We start from the raw sequence: 19,106 nt of genomic DNA, 5'->3' as shown, positions 1-19,106 counted from the left end.
TTGTTTATCAGTTTTTTATTCCCAAAATGGAGTGCGCCCAACGGCCCGGGCTACACGCAGGCCGGGATTCCTGAAAATAATCTTTTCATCCCATTTCACCAAAATAGCTGCGGTGGGCAAAGGCGAAATTGGCGTAGCTTGGCTTTGCCCGCCGCAGCGGACTCTTTTTTCTAATTTTTCAATGGAGGATTTTACCCGGCTTGTGTGTAGCCAATGTTCACAGCATTCGCGTTTTATTCGATTTTAACATAACAAGCGGCCATCTTTCTATTTTCGGAGACGAGATAAGGGGGCTTTTTCCAAGTTTACCCAATTCTCCGATTTTGATAACCGATTTTCAGGCAAAACTGATACCCTCATTTGTTTTATCGCCCGTAAAAACCAACTTAACCCAATGAAAATCATCCATTTATTCTCCTGCTAAATCTATTCAATGCACCTGCGAACCCTCAAGATTCAATCTTACTCGGGCATGAAACAGTTATTTGCTCGTTGATTTTCATTTACCGTTTTGTTTTTCATAAGCCCCCTGGACGTGTACTCTTTTCCTGATACCGTTTTCCTTTCCATCGGACGTGGCCGCGGTAACTCTTGATCTAATTTTTCAATTCGGGCTATCCCAATTCTCGTAAACCAACTAAAAAACTGTAGAACTTCTCATTTACCCCGCCTTAACAGACTTTTTCTCCAATGGACTAACCAGTTTATACCCAGTTTCTGAAAATTATTACTCGGGCATCTTCCATTTCCAGGCGGGGAGAATCCTTATTTCAAATTCTTACTGATACCTTTCATCAGTTGCGCGATTGTCTGTGAACGGCCCGGCTACGTGACGTGCCGGATTATAAATTTACCATTTTCGTCCAATTTCACAGATGCTAGCGCAGGCAGCGAAAGGCGATCTTGGCACAGCCAGGCTTTTGCTGCCTGCGCGGGTTTTTCCATCTCTATTTTTCTTTCGGAGATTTTTACCGGCATGGCATGTAGCCATTGTTCTTGGCATTTTATCTCTAACTTTCCTAATTAATCATGTCGATAGAAAACTTTCTATTCACATTCATAATGGAAGAATACAGGTCGAACAAAGATATGATCATCCATAGTCGAGTAATTCCTCTCTGTAAAGCTAATTACTTTATTACCCTCCCATGAATAGTCTATTTCCCTGCCACCTATCCAAAAATCGTCTATCGTGTAGCGATCCTCGCGAACTAAGTTATTCTTTGAAAACCAGTAAGGACAATACCGAGAGGAAAATCTAAATATTACACCTAGATCAGCCAGCCTCAGTTTCTTTCTTATATTCTCTTTAGTATCATATTCATATTTTAATTTAACTTTTATAATATTTTCACTTATTGACGTAGTAGAAGTCCTTATTTCTTGGACGATATTACCGTTTAGATAGATAAACTCATTCTCATATCTATATGAATAGGCATCACCGTTATTAAAGCTTGTTCCTTCGGTAATTACATATAACAAGTGTTCATTATCCCAAAAAAATGACTCCTCTCTTGATAATCCAGTTAACTTGGAGAATAATTCCCGTTTCAAAAGCCTCCCTTCCTCATCGTAGTAAAGTGAATCAGATATGTACCATTCCCCTCCATTCACACTATATTTACTAATCTCTACTAATAAATCATTATCGTTATATTTATACTCTTCATAAGCATTACCATTCCTCAACCTTCCGATTAGCAGGTCATCCTCATAGATATTTGTAAATGTATCTGGATAAAGAGGCCAAGCGGTTGAGTCTTCTGGTTCCCAATAAGGGGATTGAGATATTTCTTGAACATAACAATCTTCAATTTGAATTACAAGATCCTCCTCATTTTGACAATTATAGAGTAATAAAATTAGCAATATCGGTAAAATAATTTTGACACAAAAAGAGCTCATTATTTTCATTTTTTACTTTTTTGTAAGATCTATAAAAATTAAGAATAATTGACAAGATTCTATTCATTTTGTACAGTAAATTGCCAAGAACGGCCCGGCTACGCGCAGGCTGGGATTCTAAAATTAATCTTTTCGTCCGATTTCACCAATACTAGCGCAGGCAGCAAAAGGCGAAACTGGCGCAGCCTGGCTTTTGCTGCCTGCAGCGGCCTTTTCATTCTGATTTTTCAATCGTAGATTTTTACCCAGCTTGTGTGTAGCCATTGTTATGGGTTGCCGCTTTATTCTTTTCACCGTTTCAAAAAAAGGGCCCATTTCAAATTCTGGATAAACTAAAAGGCGGCTGTTCAAACCTTCTCTACTGATTTCAATTTCTTGATTTTTAATTGATTCAATTTCAGGACTCTGCTTCTTCAATTTGATCAGTTCTTATCTCAAATCAACCAAAAATCTGACGACAATTAACCTAATTCAGAGTTCTGATCTCAATTTCCAGAAGATTCAACCTGATTTTTGATCTCTTCAATTTACTGGATTTAATCTCCCAAATCCATCAAAATCAGTTTCAGGCTCTCCAAATCTCGAGTTCTTGATTTCTGATCTTAGGTTTTCAAATTGATTCAATCAACGTTCTCCGTTTCAAAATCTCTAGATTCCTGATTCCCAAATTCTGTTTTTGGGCGAGGTTCAAATTCCTGATTTTTATTCAAAAGCCGCCTAAACTCACACTCCCTCTGAAAAAACCAATCTCATTTTTCAAGATGGGCCCGGTTAATCTTAAGCATCCAAATTTTTCGTTTCCAGTTTGATTCACCGTAAAGAATACAATACTCGACAGGAACTTTACCCGCCTTTCAAAATTTCAATTACCCGATTTGAAAATCAATTCTCGATTTCTGGCGAAATCCCGATTCTGATTTTTCATTTTTGAGGCGGGAGAATCCATATTTTCAATTCCATAGAATGCCAATTCTGATGCGGTACCCCATAACGGCCCGGCTACGCGCAGGCTGGGATTCTAAAATTAATCTTTTCGTCCGATTTCACCAATACTAGCGCAGGCAGCAAAAGGCGAAACTGGCGCAGCCTGGCTTTTGCTGACTGCAGCGGGCTTTTCATTCTGATTTTTCAATCGTAGATTTTTACCCAGCTTGAGTGTAGCCATTGTTATGGGTTGCCGCTTTATTCTTTTAACCGATTTTCACAAAAGGGCCCATTTCAAATTCTGGACTATCCAAAAGGCGGCTATTCATTTTTTTTTTAACTGATTTGAATTCCTTGATTTTCAGTTGATTCAATTTCAGGATTCTGATTCTTCAATTTGATCGATTCTAATCTTAAATCAACCAAAAATCTGACAACAATCAACCTGTTTCCGGATTCTGATCTCAATCTCCAGAAGATTCAACCTGATTTTTGATCTCTTCAATTTACTGGATTCAATCTCTCAAATCCATCAAAAACAGTTTCAGGTTCTCCAAATTCAAAGTTCTTGATCTTGGTTGTCAAATTGATTCAATCAACGTTTCCCTGTTCAAAATTTCCAGATTCCAGATTTCTAAATCCTGTTTTTGGACGAGATTCAAATTCCTGATTTCTATTTCAAAAGCCGCCTAAACTCACACTCCCTCTGAAAAAACCAATATCATTTTTCAAGATGGACCCGGTTAATCTTAAGAATCCAAATTATTCGTTTTCTATCCGATTCACTGTAAAGAATACAATACTCGACAGGACTTTTACCCGCCTTTCAAAATTTCAATTCCCCGATTTGGAACTCAAATTCTCGATTTATGGACAATCCTCGATTCTGAGTTTTCATTTTTGAGGCGGGAGAATCCATATTTTCAATTCCATAGAATGCCAATTCTGATGCGGTACCCCATAACGGTCTGCATAGCCGCAGGCTGCCCGCTTAGGGCAGCTTGACGGCTATGCTTTGTTCGCTGCTGTTTTTCTTCTTTCTACCTTTATGTATTCTTCTAAAATCGGAATTAATTTTTTGATTTCGACATCATCTTCAAGTTTATATCTCTTTATTAATTCGATATAGTTTTCAAAGGCAGAATTTCTTTGATACAGTTCAATATATTTTCTGAAATCACTTTCTTCGGCGTATTGAAAATCATATCCATATGAGTTCAAAAAGCACATTAGAGATAAGTGCATACAGCATAATCTATCCCACCTTTTCCTATTTTCATTCGGAGAAGCACTATCCAAAAATTTACAGATGGGATTATAGAAATCTTTTTCAGTATTCAATTTTTCTTTGAATTCTGAATATGTCATTACTTGGGAATCTTCTTTGGGTGTGACGGATTTTTGATGTAATTATTAAGCTGCATACCGCATTCTCTTTTTCCAATATTGCTCGTATCTGCCCGCAGACAGCTTGAGCGCACGGACGATAAGCATATCATCGGCATGCACATTAAGCCACCTCATGCCACTACCTCCCAAACGGGCTTTGATCAGCGTCTTGCACCCTGCCTCTACGGTGCCGGAACCGATAGGCAGCCCTTTTTCCTGCATTTGAAAATAATTCATCCGGTGCTGCTGGTTTTCCAGGTATACAACTTGCTGGCGGGCGATTTCGCGCCGCTTCTGCGTCTTGACACCCGCAGCCGCCTGACGCGCGCGCTCCACAACGAGGGCTGCGCCGCCCGGCTCGTTCAGCAGCGTACTCTTTTGCTGGCTTACCCACTGCGCACGTTTTTTGGAGGGCAGGGGCATTACTGCAGCCAGTTTGTAAAGCCGTTCAGTGACGTGGTAGTAGTCCGTTACCTGGTAGTCGGTTAACCGCTCCAGCTGTGTCCAGTTGTCGGGCGCCCCATCTGCAACCCCCACGTAAACCGGCCGTAGCCCAGCCTCTTCGAACTGTGCCTTAAGCCGCTCAGCCTCTTCTTCCAACAGATGGGTGAAAGCCCCTTTTTTCTCTTGCGCGCCAACCCCCAAGTAAATAGAGTGCAGCAACTTGCCCTCATGCCCGTAAAGGCTGATTACGCCGCACATCGCTTCCCGGTAGCCCGGTTTGCGCTTAGGCTTGCCAGGCAGGCCGTCAAGAAGGTGCACCATCGCACCGTCCCGGCTTATGCTCACTGAGCTGACCCCGCAAAGGCTTACCTCTTCCGGCATGGCGTAAGACCAGCGGCTTTCTACTTCTTTAGCGTGGCGGCTGATGCGCAGGCTCACATCACGCACAAGGTCTTTGCTCACTTCGACTTCATGGTGCTCCTTAAACCGGGCTGACACTTTCCTGGCTGAGCCCTCACAATAGTCGCTAGCCAGCAGCTTGGCCAGCCGTGGCGTCGATTTGCCTACTATGCCTGCCGTGCTGTCAGCTGGTACGTAGCTCACGCCGCCACAAACAGGCTGGTAGACGTGGCGCTTGACGCAGACTTTGCCGTAAGGTGTGGACATTAACTTTTTTTTCGCCCCTTGCTCGAAAGGCGCTGCCCTTTGTGGGTGATGGCAGTACCATCCGTATCGAAACGCTCGGCGGCAGCGCGCGTGGCGAGTTTGCCTGCTTCGTTTAGGGCTAGCTGTATCGCTTCTTCCTGGCTCAGCATGCTGCCGTTAAGCTCCATATCAACCTCTATCGTGACCTTACCCCCATCTTGCTTTACTATTCGTGCGCTCATACCTTCTTTTTGCTTTAAGATACGTATCTTTCTGTACATCAAAAATCCGTCACACCCTCTTCTTTAATTAACGAGATTGCCATTTCATCCAATTTATCTCTGTAAATTACATCACCTCCCAATTTTTCATATCTATCTTCTGATTCTTTTGTCAGTTTTCCAAACTGGAGACATCGGTAAATTACTTTTAAATATTTTATCAGGTTTAAATCCTCTCTCGTTGCGATTGTTGTATCTAAATAAATCAAACTTTTTTCTGTGATTTTTGTCCAAGCAAGAAATGACAGAATCCTATATATAAAAGACTTGAAGTAATAGTGGTCTCCTACATAATCTCCATTTACATGATGCCAATTCAATTCATGATTTTTCATCAGATTCTTTAATCTTCCATTTAACTTCTCCCCAACTTGAATTAATGGGACTTTATGTGTCGATAAAACTGATTTTATTTTACTTTTTTGCTCGTTCTCAAAATCAGTTATCAATTTGAATTTGTGAAGTCTTTTTTCAATTGGTGATTTTAGAATTTGTGTGACAATGAAGGTAATTAAAGATGTTACAGCAGCTATTATAGCAGCAATTACTTTTGGGTCTAAGTTTTCTAACATCTTTTTTAGTTTAAAAGCGGTCGAGAGAGTCTCTTTCGAGATTGCATCTCTCGACCTAAATTCATTAAATAAATGTAACTAAGAAATTTATAAGTGTTAAACGCTTAAACGCCATGCCTAAAAATTATCGTTCTCGTCAAGTTCTTCACCTAATGACCTTAGGATTAATTCATCATATTCTTTCTGCGTATCGAGAACTTCTAAATCAAGAGTTTTTTCTTCTGGTTGCTTTAATCTGAATCTTCTTTTGCGAGAAAACATTTCTTTCCTTATGTATTCATACAATTTTGATGTCATTGAATTTACACTATCCCTAACTTTATCTTTTCCTTGTAGGTAAAGAGAACTTTCTTTAAATCCTTCTTTTGCCATTTCTCCAAGAGTATTCTTTAATACCCATAGTAATGTTGCAGCTAATGCCCCTTCCAAAATTATTGAGCCTTTGTCCGCATTTTTTAGAAGAAATCTATTATGTCTAAAATTCCTTAACCTTTCTAAACAAGCGTCTCCTGCAAATTTGGGAATTATTTGTTCTTCTTTCATTTCTTGGATTATTTCTCTCTCAACTCTGTAAATTGCTGTTTCTATGCTATCTAAGGTTTGAATAAGCAATTTGGCATCAACGTTATCTTTATATCCAATTAGTCGGATTCTTAAAATTATATCGTTCTTGTTTTGTCTTTCGTACATTATTTATTGTTTTGTTTTTTTTCTTAATAGCAGCGAACGGCCCGGCTACGCGCAGGCTGGGATTCTAAATTTACTCTTTTCGTCCGATTTCACCAATACTAGCGCAGGCAGCAAAAGGCGAAACTGGCAAAGCCTGGCTTTTGCTGACTGCAGCGGGCTTTTCATTCTGATTTTTCAATCGTAGATTTTTACCCAGCTTGTGTGTAGCCATTGTTGGGCGCTTCCATTTTATTCTTCGTAAACCTAATAAAAGCGACCGGTTTACCGATTCTGGATACTTCAAAAGGGCCGTTTTTACCGATTTTTTTAATCTTCATGAACCGATTTTCAATTCCGATGATCTCAAATTAATCTTGAAAACTGATCTCAATTTACCGGTTTCAAATTCTTGATCTTGAAAGTCAATCTCCCAAATTGATCCAAATTTCTAATCTCCAGTCTTCAATTTGATTCAGCTAAATTTCAGTTTTCCTGATTAATCTCAAATTCAAGTCGGCCAATTCAATCTACTGATTTTCAATCTCCAAAATCTCAACTTGATTCACGATAACCCGATTCAATTTGACCAGATTCTTATTCGGTGAAAGGTTCAAATTTCTTGTCCTCCTACCCTATTCAATTCGACGGTTTACCCAAATTCTTGATTTTCCGTATTGAGGCCCTGAACGTAAACTCATTTCCGAAAACTCGATTTCCTTTTTCGATGATAGGGAGCGGTAATTGTTAAGGATCTCATTTATTCGGGACAACGGATTAACCGATAGAGATATTGATTCTTCATTTTTTTTGCCTGCCTAACTGGGCTATGCAATCAATTGACCGTAACAAACAAAACTCGGATTACAAAAACCAATTATTCCCGATTTTCACAGGCAGGCTTTATCTCTAATCAATTGTTTATCAGATTCTTATTCCCAAATGGAGTGCGCCCAACGGCCCGGGCTACACGCAGGCCGGGATTCCTGAAAATAATCTTTTCATCCCATTTCACCAAAATAGCTGCGGTGGGCAAAGGCGAAATTGGCGTAGCTTGGCTTTGCCCGCCGCAGCGGACTCTTTTTTCTAATTTTTCAATGGAGGATTTTACCCGGCTTGTGTGTAGCCAATGTTCACAGCATTCGCGTTTTATTCGATTTTACCATAACAAGCGGCCATCTTTCTATTTTCGGAGACGAGATAAGGGGGCTTTTTCCAAGTTTACCCAATTCTCCGATTTTGATAACCGATTTTCAGGCAAAACTGATACCCTCATTTATTTTATCGCCCGTAAAAACCAACTTAACCCAATGGAAATCATTCAATTATTCTCCTGCTAAATCTATTCAATGCACCTGCGAACCCTTAAGATTCCATCTTATTCGGGCATGAAACCTTATTTGCTCATTGATTTTCATTTACCGTCTGATTTTCATAAGCCCCCTGGACGCGGACTCCTTTCTTGATACCGTTTTTATTTCCATTCAACGGGGCCGCGGTAACGCTTGATCTAATCTTCAATTCGGGCTATCATGATTCTCCTAAACCAACTATAAAACTGTAGAAATCTCTTTTGCCCCGCCTTAACAGATCAATTCTCCAATGGACTAACCAATTCATCCCCAGTTTCTGAATACTGATAATCAGGCATTTACCTTTTTTAGGCGGGGACAAGTTTTCATTTCAAATTCTTACAGATACTGTTTTCTGTTGCGCGATTGTCTGTGAACGGCCCGGCTACGTGACGTGCCGGACTCTAAATTTACTATTTTCATTTCATTTCACAAATGCTAGCGCAGGCAGCGAAAGACCAAATTGGCGCAGCCTGGCTTTTGATGCCTGCGCGGGTTTTCAATCTCCATTTTCCTCTCGAAAATTTTTACCGGCATGGCATGTAGCCATTGTTAGCGGTCGTCCTTTTTCAAAGAATCTTTGGGAATTGATCAACAGGAACAAATTATTTCTACTGTCACAATATTTTCTATTAAGGAATAGGAATATTCACACATGCCACCATCATATATTATCAATTTCTCCCTCCAATTCTTGATTAGTCTCGAAAGATTGGAATCTATCCAATAACTCCCGATTAGGACATAGGCTTCTTCAATTGAGTAATTTTTTAATTGAATGGTTTTGAAAATACCCTTTTCTGTCATTGTTTCAGTTACGGTAATCCCCCCTATATATTCTTTTCTTATTTTTCGATAGACACCCTCTTTGTTTGGAATAGTAATATTGTAATAAATGGTGTCCAATGTATATTCTTCATCAATTAACAACAATTGATAATTTGGGTTTTTAAGTATAGGTTTTGCCTTTAGCAGATATTGATCAATAAGATAGCCTATCTTCCCTGATTTCAGGCATTTTACTTTCACCCAATTACCTTTTAGGATAAATGGTTGAGTTGAATCTGAGGTATAGTCATTTGAAATTTCGGCATTTACTTTTACATTAAACGATTTCGAAGTCTTTTCATCCACTATTATCCTCGAACCGAAAGGAATTGATTCAATTAGTTCAGATTTAATATTAGGTTCCTCCCAGAGTTTCAACCCATTTTTTGCCCATATATATAAAGAATCACCGACTTGGTAATTATCAATTGTGTATGCCTTATTAAGAAAACAAATTAAAGAGAACGATACTATCAAGAATGATTTTTTTAAATATTTCATTTTTTCTTTGGTTTCTTTATTCTATTGGATGACCGCTAACGGCCCGGCTACGCGCAGGCTGGGATTCTAAAATTAATCTTTTCGTTCGATTTCACCAATACTAGCGCAGGCAGCAAAAGGCGAAACTGGCGCAGCCTGGCTTTTGCTGACTGCAGCGGGCTTTCTTTCCTGATTTTTCAATCGTAGATTTTTACCCAGCTTGTGTGTAGCCATTGTTATGGGTTGCCGCTTTATTCTTTTCACCGATTCAAAAAAAGGGCCCATTTCAAATTCTGGATAAACCAAAAGGCGGCTATTCAATTTTTTCAACTGATTTTAACTCCTTGATTTTCAGTTGATTCAATTTCAGGATTCTGATTCTTCAATTTGATCAGTTCTTATCTCTAATCAACCAAAAATCTCACGATAATCAACCTGATTCAGGATTCAGGTCTCAATTCCCAGAAGATTCAACCTGATTTTTGATTCCTGATTTTACTCAATTCGATTTCTCAGATTTATCAAAATCAGATTCAGGTTTTCAAATCTTGAGTTTTTGATCTCTGATCTTAGGTTTTCAAATTGATCAAACCAACGTTTTTCAGTTCAAAATTTCCAGATTCCAGATTTCTAAATTCTGTTTTTGGACGAGATTCAAATTCCTGATTTCTATTTCAAAAGCCGCCTAAACTCAAACTCCTTCTGAAAAAACCAATCTCATTTTTCAAGATGGGCCCGGTTAATCTTAAGAATCTAAATTTTTCGTTTTCTGTCCGATTCACCGTAAAAAATACAATACTCGACAGGACCTTTACCCGCCTTTCAAAATTTCAATTACCCGATTGGGAATCAAGTCTTGATTTATGGACAATTCTCGATTCTGAGTTTTCATTTTTAAGGCGGGAGAATTCATATTTTCAATTCCATAGAATGCCAATTCTGATGCGGTACCCCATAACGGCCCGCATAAACGCAGGTGGGGCGTTTAGCCCCACTTGCCGTTTTATGCTATGTTATGTCCAGTTTAATTCGCGTCTTTCTTCGGGTCTTCACCATGTATACCCCACTGTCAAGTCAAAACGCAATGGATTATGCCATTCCCATTTTTGATCAGTTCTAGGGTCTTTTAAAATGTGATTGAAGATAATCCTATCAATCTTCTGAAAGGAGACCATCCTTGGAAGGAGACCTATTATAAACTTGTCAACCTTGTAAATCACTCCTAACCTTAATTGAATCTCATCCAACTCAAAAGTGCTTTCTGAATAAGGAAAAAAATTCGAGTTGTTAACAGTAGTATTCGCAATATGCCTAAAAACAATAAGGTTGCTTGCTAATTCCGCTGAAATTAGCCAATGACTTCCTAATTCGTAGCAGGTTAATAAAGACAACCGTGCTAGAACCTTTTCATATTTGTCGGTTAACAATAATATTCTTCTACGGTCCCCAAAGTGTCCTTGATCAAAAGGTCTTAAGAAAGTAGAGTTTTCATAATTCACTCCCAGACCTATAAGGCTGCTGAACCTCTTACCTTGCCAAACTTTTCTTTTGGCACCTAATCCCATATGATAAGTACCCCAAAATTCGGGCTGCATGGCGAGTAGTGACTCTTTCTCTGAGTAATCGAATAGTCTTTTATCATCTTCTCCTATACCAGCATTTATACTTACTATCCAATCACCAATAAATTCTGTTTGGCAGGATACCAACTGAATGACAAATATAGCTGCAATAGTTAAAACCACCTTTTTCATAGCTTAACTATTTTCTCGTAGAGAACCATTCCCTCTACATTTAATTGCAGAATGTAAAGACCAGAGGGTAATTCAGCCATATCCACTTTGAAGCTATGGGAATACTCTTCAATCGTTTCTACCAATTTGCCATCTGCAGAAATTAAACTAGCTGTTATCCTTGCACCAGATACATAACCTGAACACACTACCTCAACAAAATCATTCGCTGGATTGGGGGAAATATTTGCTTCTAATTCCGCTACATCTGGGTTTGATCTGGAATTCCTAAATCCAAACCCACCACCACAGTCTTTGACAAGAATTCGGTCACATACCTCCTTTGAACCGCAATCATTTGTTACCGTAACACAGACATAGCCATATCCTGTTGTTATGCCTGTATACCTCCCTTTGTTATCGTATCCATAACCTGAAATAGCGCCATAAAAATCCCATTCAATGGACGAATAATTACCCAGGCAATCCTCAAAGAGATTTAAAAATGTCTCCCCCTGTTCGCCAATACATATTTCAGTCGGAAATGAGTGTAATTCAAAAGTGCATGGTCTTCCTACAAATAGGTCATACTCTACTTCGGCATCGTTACATCCCTCGGCTGATAGTGTATAAATAAGAGTTGCTGAGCCGGAGTTAATAAGACTTCCCGTAATTACTGCTATATCTCCAGTCCCACTAACTGGCGATGTAAATAAGTTTGTTGGTTCAACTCGCCAAGTGATTGATTTAGTACAAGGCATATTGTTAATCAGGGCATATGTTTCAGGACCACTACATAACGTACCCGGCCCTTCTACAAAGGGATGCTCCATACAATCCATTGTATTAGGGTTTGTTGATGCTCCCAGCCAGTCTCTTAGTCTTGAATCAGGTGTGCCATTTCCCTCCCACGAGATATCAAACCTACCATCTTCATTTGCACTATTTGTAGTTGTACAAAGAATAGTTTGAGGAACCCCACCACTCTGCTGACCTATTATCCTTTGATCAGGATTATATTTAGGACATCCAGATGACCCACCTTCTAGTGTGCCAAAGTCCCCATTTACACCAGGCGTTAAATTAAAATCATAAAAATTTCCTGCAGGGGTACTGACACCGCTATCAAATGTCACCTTCTTTACATCTCCACTAGGATGATGTATAAAAGTAGAATTAGGAGGAGTTTGATTTGTTCTGTCCCATCCTGCAAATGACATGCCACTTGTAGGTCTATCAAATAATTCCACCAAACCAAAATCAGTCCCTACCCAACCTGCTGTTATATCACTTCCATAATACGTTATCCATTGGGAGGGAGAAGTCTCACCATTTGGTTCGCATTGGGGGCTTTGATAATTAAACCTATATAGATAATCATCAACAGGAAAATCCGCAATGCAATGATCAGCAGTTAGCACAAAAGGAGTTAAATCACAACAATCATTGTTTACTAATGACCCTGTACATGAACCTATAGAGCTGTGAATTATCTTACAAACTGATTCTGATTGACATTCCCATCCAACCCCTTGTTCACAAGTAACATTTACGTTACATGGTTCCGAATCCTCAAAGTCATCATCAAAGACTCGAAAAGAAATAATACCATGATCGAATGATGTTAAATTAACAGATACTATTTCACTAGCCTCTATACCAGGAATAAATAAAGAGATATTTACTCGGTCGCCATTTAAATAATCTGACCTAAAAGTTCCATTTCTGAAGTTACTATTTTTAATAGGTCCTACAATAAACCTTGATTCCTTATTGAATAGAAACATGACCGCATCTTCGGGTAAATTAGATCCATCAAATCTAACACTCATTGATTTCGCGTTTACACTCCGCAATGTCAAGCTCCATAAAGAATAATTCTCTCTTTCTATCAACTGTCCATCTTCCATAGTATAATTTACTTCCTGCTTGATACCTATCCTTGGCATTTCTCGCCCGGTTTGTTGATCCGCCTGAAGTACCGCTTCGACATCTACGAAAGGGGCATTGATTATTGGAATCTCTTCGTCAGAGTTATACCATGGGATGTAGTTCTCAATTTCATCTTCTGGAGATAGTACTCTCGTGATAACCTGACCAAAAGATTGCGAAGTACTTGTCAAAGCAATCAATCCTACTAGAATGCATTGCTTGAAAGGTCCATTTTTGATTTTCATAATATGACCGTTTTTGATTAAAAATTAGTTCAATATTGTTCATAATTGGACATAACGGGTTGTGCAGCCGCAGTACGCAGCGTAGCGAAGTATTGTCGGCTGCACTTTGTTCGCTGCTGTTTTTTATTCTTTTCTGGTTTTTAGCTTAATCTGCTCTATATCATTTTTGATATATTCATTAAGAAACTTATTCCATTTTGACCAGCTAAAAAATTGACTTGTATGTTGGATGAAGATTATTTCCGTCTCCTCATTAGTGTATGTTTGGAGCAAACGAGAGTTGATAATCAAAGAGTTGTGGTTATGGCTAAATGGAAAAATGCGCGTTTGGCGGGTCAAATAAGTATTTTTCCATGACGCCACTGTTCACAAGGCTTTGGTTATCAGCCGAAGTGCACCTCCAAACATACACTTAGCTTTATTTTTGATCGTCAATATTCTCGGACGAGTTCGACTTATTTTTTCCGCTTTTTTGAAATTTACTATTGTAAAATTAGATTTTGAAATAGCTGTATTTCGATACTTAGATGCACTCGTGCCAATAAATATACATTTGTTAGGTTTTAGAATTTCCACTAACTCAAAAAAAACTTCCCAACCATTTATAAAATCATTAGCTGATGGTCTTGATTTTCTCGTTTTCATTGGTCTTTGTACAAAATTGTAAAATGAAATCATTTCCCAAAACCTTGGTAGATCTATCTTATCTTTTTGAAATAACGCTAGATACAAATTTTGGAAAAATCTAGTCCTCCCATAATTCTTCTTAATTCCAATCCAATCAACAATATCTCTCGTTAAGCTTAAGTTTTTGTCCATTCCTGATGAGAAATCTTTTTCACTCAAATAATGGCTTTCTCCAATTATCATCAACCGATTATCACAGGAATTATTAAAATATTCACTGCCTACAAATGGCAGCCATTTTAACTTATCGATATTTGATAATTTTATATCTAACAAGTCGTTCATGTAATTTTATTTACCCCAAATTAAGATTTTTTTACTTGCTTTTCATAATAGCAGCGAACGGCTAGGCTACACGCAGTGGGGGATTTTTTAACAAACCCTCTCCTTTTTATTTCAAAGATACAGCACAGACAGCAAAAAGACGAAATTGGCGAAGCTTGGCTTTTTGATGGCTGTGCGGATTTTGATTCACCTTTTTCATTTCTAGGATTTTACCTCCATTGTGTGTAGCCCTGTGTTGGGTGCAGGGCGGGTTGGCTGTGAGCCCGAGCAATTGCCGCACATAAGAGCCCCCAAGGGCGAGGATGTGCGCAGTGCCGGGCGGGCGGGATGGCTCCCCCCGGTAGGGCTTGCACCCAACGGCCCGGCTACGCGCAGGCTGGGATTCTAAAATTACTCTTTTCGTTTGATTTCACCAATACTAGCGCAGGCAGTAAAAGGCGAAAATGGCGAAGCCTGGCTTTTGCTGGCTGCAGCGGGCTTCCCTTTCTGATTTTTCAATCGTAGATTTTTACCCAGCTTGTGTGTAGCCATTGTTATGGGTTGCCGCTTTATTCTTTTCACCGGTTCAAAAAAAGGGCCCATTTCAAATTCTGGACTATCCAAAAGGCGGCTATTCAATTTTTTCAACTGATTTTAATCTCTTGGTTTTCAGTTGATTCAATTTCAGGATTCTGATTCTTCAATTTGATCAGTTCTTATCTCATATCAACCAAAAATCTCACGACAATCAACCTAATTCAGGATTCAGGTCTCAATTTCCAGAAGATTCAACCTGATTTTTGATTCCTGATTTCACTTAATTCGATTTCCCAGATTCATCAAAATCAGTTTCAGGTTCTCCAAATCTTGAGTTTTTGATCTTGGTTGTCAAATTGATTCAATCAACGTTTACCTGTTCAAAATTTTCAGATTCCAGATTTCCAAATTCAGTTTTTGGACGAGGTTCAAATTCCTGATTTCTATTTCAAAAGCCGCCTAAACGTAAATCTCACCTGAAAAAACCAATCCCATTTTTCAAGATGGGCCCGGTTAATCTTAAGAATCCAAATTTTTCGTTTTCTGTCCGATTCACCGTAAAGAATACAATACTCGACAGGACCTTTACCCGCCTTTCAAAATTTCAGTTACACGATTTGGAACTCAAGTTCTTGACTTATGGACAATTCCCAATTCTAAGTTTTCATTTTTGAGGCGGGAGAATCCATATTTTCAATTCCATAGAATGCCAATTCTAATGCGGTACCCCATAACGGCCCGGCTACGCGCAGGCTGGGATTCTAAATTTACTCTTTTCGTTTGATTTCACCAATACCAGCGCAGGCAGCAAAAGGCGAAACTGGCAAAGCCTGGCTTTTGCTGACTGCAGCGGGCTTCTCATTCTCTTTTTTCAATCGTAGATTTTTACCCAGCTTGAGTGTAGCCATTGTTATGGGTTGCCGCTTTATTCTTTTCACCGTTTCAAAAAAAGGGCCCATTTTAAATTCTGGATAAACCAAAAGGCGGCTGTTCAATTCTTTTCAACTGATTTTAACCTCTTGGTTTTCAGTTGATTCAATTTCAGGATTCTGATTCTTCAATTTGATCGGTCCTTATTTCTAATCAACCAAAAATCTTACGAGAATCAACCTGATTCAGGGATTCTGATCTCAATTTCCAGAAGATTCAACCAGATTTTTGATCTCTGATTTACTCAATTCGATTTCCCAGATTCATCAAAATCAGTTTCAGGTTCTCCAAATTCAAAGTTCTTGATCTTGGTTGTGCAATTGATTCAATCAACGTTTCCCTGTTCAAAATTTCCAGATTCCTGATTCTCGAATTCTGTTTTTGGACAAGGTTCAAATTCCTGATTTCTATTTCAAAAGCCGCCAAAACCCAAACTCCTTCTGAAAAAACCAATCCCATTTTTCAAGATGGGCCCGGTTAATCTTAAGAATCCAAATTTTTCGTTTTCTGTCCGATTAACCGTAAAAAATGCAATACTCGATAGGACCTTTACCCGCCTTTCAAAATTCCAATTACCCAATTTGGAACTCAAGTTCTCGATTTATGGACAATTCTCGATTCTGAGTTTTCATTTTTGAGGCGGGAGAATTCATATTTTCAATTCCATAGAATACCAATTCTGATGCGGTACCCCATAACGGCCCGGCTACGTGACGTGCCGGATTCTAAATTTACCATTTTCGTCTTAATTCACAAATGCTAGCGCAGGCAGCAAAAGGCGAAATTGGCGCAGCCTGGCTTTTGCTGCCTGCGCGGGTTTTTCAATCTCCATTTTCCTCTCGAAGATTTTTACCGGCATGGCATGTAGCCATTGTTATGGGTTGCCGCTTTATTCTTTTCACCGTTTCAAAAAAAGGGCCCATTTCAAATTCTGGATAAACCAAAAGGCGGCTGTTCAATTCTTTTCAACTGATTTCAATTTGCTGATTTTCAGTCGATTCAATTTCAAAATCTTGATTCTTTAATTTGATCTTCTTGAATCTAAAATCAACCAAAAATCGGACGATAATCAATCTGGTTCAGGATTCAGGCCTCAATTTCCAGAAGATTCAACCTGATTTTTGATCTCTTCAATTTACTGGATTCAATCTCCCAAATTCATCAAAATTAGTTTCAGGTTCTCCAAATCTTGAGTTTTTGATCTCTGATCTTAGATTGTCAAATTGATTCAATCAACGTTCTCCGTTTCAAAATCTCCAGATTCCTGATTCCCAAATTCTGTTTTTGGACGAAATTCTGATTCTTGGTTTTTATTCAAAAGCCGCCTAAACTCAAACTCCTTCTGAAAAAACCAATCTCATTTTTCAAGATGGGCCCGGTTAATCTTAAGAATCCAAATTTTTCGTTTTCTGTCCGATTCACCGTAAAAAATGCAATACTCGACAGGACCTTTACCCGCCTTTCAAAATTTCAATTACTCGATTTGGAACTCGAGTTCTCGATTTCTGGACAATTACCCGATTCTGAGTTTTCATTTTCGAGGCGGGACAATTCATATTTTCAATTCCATAGAATGCCAATTCTAATGCGGTACCCCATAACGGCCCGGCTACGTGACGTGCCGGATTCTAAATTTACCATTTTCGTCTCAATTCACAAATGCTAGCGCAGGCAGCAAAAGACGAAACTGGCGCAGCCTGGCTTTTGCTGCCTGCGCGGGTTTTCCATCTCAATTTTCTTCTCGAAGATTTTTACCGGCATGGCATGTAGCCATTGTTGGGCGCTTCCATTTTTTTCTTCGTAAACCTAAAAAAAGCGACCGGTTTACCGATTCTGGATACTTCAAAAGGGCCGTTTTTTCCGATTTTTCAATCTTTTTGAACCGATTTTCAATTCTGATGATCTCAAATTGATCTTGAAAACTGATCTCAATTTACCGGTTTCAAATTCCTGATCTTGAAGACTAATCTCCCAAATTGATCAAAATTTCTAATCTCCAGTCTTCGATTGATTCGGCTAAATTCCAGTTTTTCAAGATAATCCTGATTCAAGTTGACCAATTCAATCTGCTGATTTTCAATCTCTAAAAATTCAACTTGATTCACGACAACCCGATTCAATTTGATCAGATTCTTATTCGGTGAAAGGTTCAAATTTCTTGATCTCCTACCCTACTCAATTCAACGGTTTACCCAAATTCTTGATTTTCCGTATTGAGGCCCTAAACGCAAGCTCTCTCCAAAAAACTCGATTTCTTCTTTCGATGACAGGGAGCGGTAATTGTTAAGGATCTCAATTATTCGGGACAACGAATTACCCGATAGAAATACTGATTTTCCATTTTTTTGCCTGCCTAATTGGGTCATACAATCAATTGACCGTAACCAACAAAACTCGGGTTCTAAAACCAATTATTTCCGATTTTCAAAGGCAGGCTTAATCTCTAATCGTTTGTTTATCAGATTTTTATTCCCAAAATGGAGTGCGCCCAACGGGAACGTGCAGCCGCAGTACGCAGCGCAGCGGAGTATTGTCGGCTGCACTGTGTTGGGTGCTTCCATTTTTATTCTTCGTAAACCTATAAAAGCGACCGGTTTAACAATTCTGGATACTTCAAAAGGGCCGTTTTTAACTGTTTTTCAATCTTTTTGAACCAATTCCCTGATTCTGATGATCTCAAATTGATCTTGAAATCTGATCTCAATTTACGGTTTTGATTCCTGATCTTGAAAGTTAATCTCTCAAATTGATCAAAATTTCTAATCTCCAGTCTTCAACTTGATTCGGCTAAATTTCAGTTTTCAGGTTGATCTCACATTCAAGTTGACCGATTCAATCTACTGATTTTCAATCTCTAAAATTTCAACTTGATTCTCGAAAACCCGATTCAATTTAATCAGATTCTTATTCGGTGTAAGGTTCAAAATTTCTTGTCCTCCTACCCTATTCAATTCGACGGTTTACCCAAATTCTTGATTTTCCGTATTGAGGCCCTAAACGTAAACTCTCTCCAGAAAACTCGATTTCTTTTTTCGACGATAGGGAGCGTATATTGTTAAGGATTTCAATTATTCGGGACAACGGATTACCCGATAAAACAACTCTATTTTCCTTTTTTTGCCTGCCTAATTGGTCTATACGTTCAATTGACCGTAACACACAAAGCTCGGGTTTCAAAAACCAATTATTCCCGATTTCCAAAGGCAGGCTTTCTACCTAATCATTTGTTTATCAGCTTTTTATCCCCAAAATGGAGTGCACCCAACGGCCCGGCTACGCGCAGGCTGGG

The 19,106-nt window shown here is 38.9% G+C and carries 16 protein-coding genes; all 16 read right to left on the bottom strand.

The window, feature by feature from the left end; genetic code table 11:
• Positions 1-1,047: 1,047 nt before the first annotated feature.
• Positions 1,048-1,917 carry a hypothetical protein gene (locus ACO08I_RS24540; RefSeq protein ID WP_421947399.1) on the bottom strand — a complete coding sequence of 290 codons (870 nt, stop codon included), beginning with the start codon at positions 1,915-1,917 and terminating at the stop codon, positions 1,048-1,050.
• A 114-nt stretch (positions 1,918-2,031) separates the two neighbouring features.
• Complete coding sequence (locus tag ACO08I_RS24535; protein WP_421947398.1) at positions 2,032-2,325, bottom strand: hypothetical protein; 294 nt, start codon at positions 2,323-2,325, stop codon at positions 2,032-2,034.
• Between the two features lie 607 nt (positions 2,326-2,932).
• A complete protein-coding gene (locus tag ACO08I_RS24530) occupies positions 2,933-3,073 on the bottom strand; it encodes a hypothetical protein (protein WP_421947397.1) in 141 nt (46 codons plus the stop codon).
• A 767-nt stretch (positions 3,074-3,840) separates the two neighbouring features.
• Positions 3,841-4,200, bottom strand: a complete 360-nt coding sequence (locus tag ACO08I_RS24525) for a hypothetical protein (protein ID WP_421947396.1) — start codon at positions 4,198-4,200, stop codon at positions 3,841-3,843.
• 45 nt (positions 4,201-4,245) lie between these two features.
• Positions 4,246-5,331, bottom strand: a complete 1,086-nt coding sequence (locus ACO08I_RS24520) for a hypothetical protein (RefSeq protein ID WP_421947395.1) — start codon at positions 5,329-5,331, stop codon at positions 4,246-4,248.
• A complete protein-coding gene (locus ACO08I_RS24515; protein ID WP_350177394.1) occupies positions 5,331-5,552 on the bottom strand; it encodes a hypothetical protein in 222 nt (73 codons plus the stop codon). Before ACO08I_RS24515 ends, ACO08I_RS24520 begins: the two co-directional genes overlap by 1 nt.
• 38 nt (positions 5,553-5,590) lie before the next feature.
• Positions 5,591-6,163: a hypothetical protein gene (locus ACO08I_RS24510; protein ID WP_421947394.1), complete on the bottom strand. Its 573-nt coding sequence runs from the start codon at positions 6,161-6,163 to the stop codon at positions 5,591-5,593.
• A 117-nt stretch (positions 6,164-6,280) separates the two neighbouring features.
• Complete coding sequence (locus ACO08I_RS24505; RefSeq protein ID WP_421947393.1) at positions 6,281-6,853, bottom strand: hypothetical protein; 573 nt, start codon at positions 6,851-6,853, stop codon at positions 6,281-6,283.
• A gap of 70 nt (positions 6,854-6,923) precedes the next feature.
• A complete protein-coding gene (locus ACO08I_RS24500; protein ID WP_421947392.1) occupies positions 6,924-7,136 on the bottom strand; it encodes a hypothetical protein in 213 nt (70 codons plus the stop codon).
• 1,636 nt (positions 7,137-8,772) lie between these two features.
• Entirely contained in the window at positions 8,773-9,510 is a 738-nt protein-coding gene (locus ACO08I_RS24495; RefSeq protein ID WP_421947391.1) for a hypothetical protein, read from the bottom strand.
• A 72-nt stretch (positions 9,511-9,582) separates the two neighbouring features.
• Positions 9,583-9,810 (bottom strand): hypothetical protein, encoded by a 228-nt coding sequence (locus ACO08I_RS24490; protein ID WP_421947390.1) that lies wholly within the window; start codon positions 9,808-9,810, stop codon positions 9,583-9,585.
• A 728-nt stretch (positions 9,811-10,538) separates the two neighbouring features.
• Positions 10,539-11,243 (bottom strand): hypothetical protein, encoded by a 705-nt coding sequence (locus tag ACO08I_RS24485; RefSeq protein WP_044230248.1) that lies wholly within the window; start codon positions 11,241-11,243, stop codon positions 10,539-10,541.
• On the bottom strand, positions 11,240-13,399 hold the full coding sequence (locus tag ACO08I_RS24480; protein ID WP_421947389.1) for a T9SS type A sorting domain-containing protein: 2,160 nt from the start codon (positions 13,397-13,399) through the stop codon (positions 11,240-11,242). The genes ACO08I_RS24485 and ACO08I_RS24480 overlap by 4 nt, the downstream gene beginning before the upstream one ends.
• A gap of 366 nt (positions 13,400-13,765) precedes the next feature.
• The gene (locus tag ACO08I_RS24475; RefSeq protein ID WP_421947388.1) at positions 13,766-14,371 is read right to left on the bottom strand and encodes a hypothetical protein; all 606 of its coding nucleotides are present in this window, start codon (positions 14,369-14,371) and stop codon (positions 13,766-13,768) included.
• Between the two features lie 390 nt (positions 14,372-14,761).
• Complete coding sequence (locus ACO08I_RS24470; RefSeq protein WP_421947387.1) at positions 14,762-14,998, bottom strand: hypothetical protein; 237 nt, start codon at positions 14,996-14,998, stop codon at positions 14,762-14,764.
• A gap of 656 nt (positions 14,999-15,654) precedes the next feature.
• Positions 15,655-15,882, bottom strand: coding sequence for a hypothetical protein (locus ACO08I_RS24465; RefSeq protein ID WP_421947386.1), 228 nt, complete (start codon positions 15,880-15,882; stop codon positions 15,655-15,657).
• Positions 15,883-19,106: the final 3,224 nt, after the last annotated feature.

Origin of the sequence: Phaeodactylibacter xiamenensis (assembly GCF_965229835.1) — a bacterium.
Lineage (GTDB): Bacteria > Bacteroidota > Bacteroidia > Chitinophagales > Saprospiraceae > Phaeodactylibacter > Phaeodactylibacter xiamenensis.
This window is presented reverse-complemented; position numbering and strand designations above follow the sequence as displayed.

Coding starts and splice junctions, on each gene's coding strand:
- ACO08I_RS24520 (WP_421947395.1), bottom strand. CDS start 5,331: ATGTCCACACCTTACGGCAAAGTCTGCGTCAAGCGCCACGTCTACCAG.
- ACO08I_RS24510 (WP_421947394.1), bottom strand. CDS start 6,163: ATGTTAGAAAACTTAGACCCAAAAGTAATTGCTGCTATAATAGCTGCT.
- ACO08I_RS24485 (WP_044230248.1), bottom strand. CDS start 11,243: ATGAAAAAGGTGGTTTTAACTATTGCAGCTATATTTGTCATTCAGTTG.
- ACO08I_RS24525 (WP_421947396.1), bottom strand. CDS start 4,200: ATGACATATTCAGAATTCAAAGAAAAATTGAATACTGAAAAAGATTTC.
- ACO08I_RS24515 (WP_350177394.1), bottom strand. CDS start 5,552: ATGAGCGCACGAATAGTAAAGCAAGATGGGGGTAAGGTCACGATAGAG.
- ACO08I_RS24530 (WP_421947397.1), bottom strand. CDS start 3,073: ATGGCTACACTCAAGCTGGGTAAAAATCTACGATTGAAAAATCAGAAT.
- ACO08I_RS24480 (WP_421947389.1), bottom strand. CDS start 13,399: ATGAAAATCAAAAATGGACCTTTCAAGCAATGCATTCTAGTAGGATTG.
- ACO08I_RS24505 (WP_421947393.1), bottom strand. CDS start 6,853: ATGTACGAAAGACAAAACAAGAACGATATAATTTTAAGAATCCGACTA.
- ACO08I_RS24475 (WP_421947388.1), bottom strand. CDS start 14,371: ATGAACGACTTGTTAGATATAAAATTATCAAATATCGATAAGTTAAAA.
- ACO08I_RS24540 (WP_421947399.1), bottom strand. CDS start 1,917: ATGAAAATAATGAGCTCTTTTTGTGTCAAAATTATTTTACCGATATTG.
- ACO08I_RS24495 (WP_421947391.1), bottom strand. CDS start 9,510: ATGAAATATTTAAAAAAATCATTCTTGATAGTATCGTTCTCTTTAATT.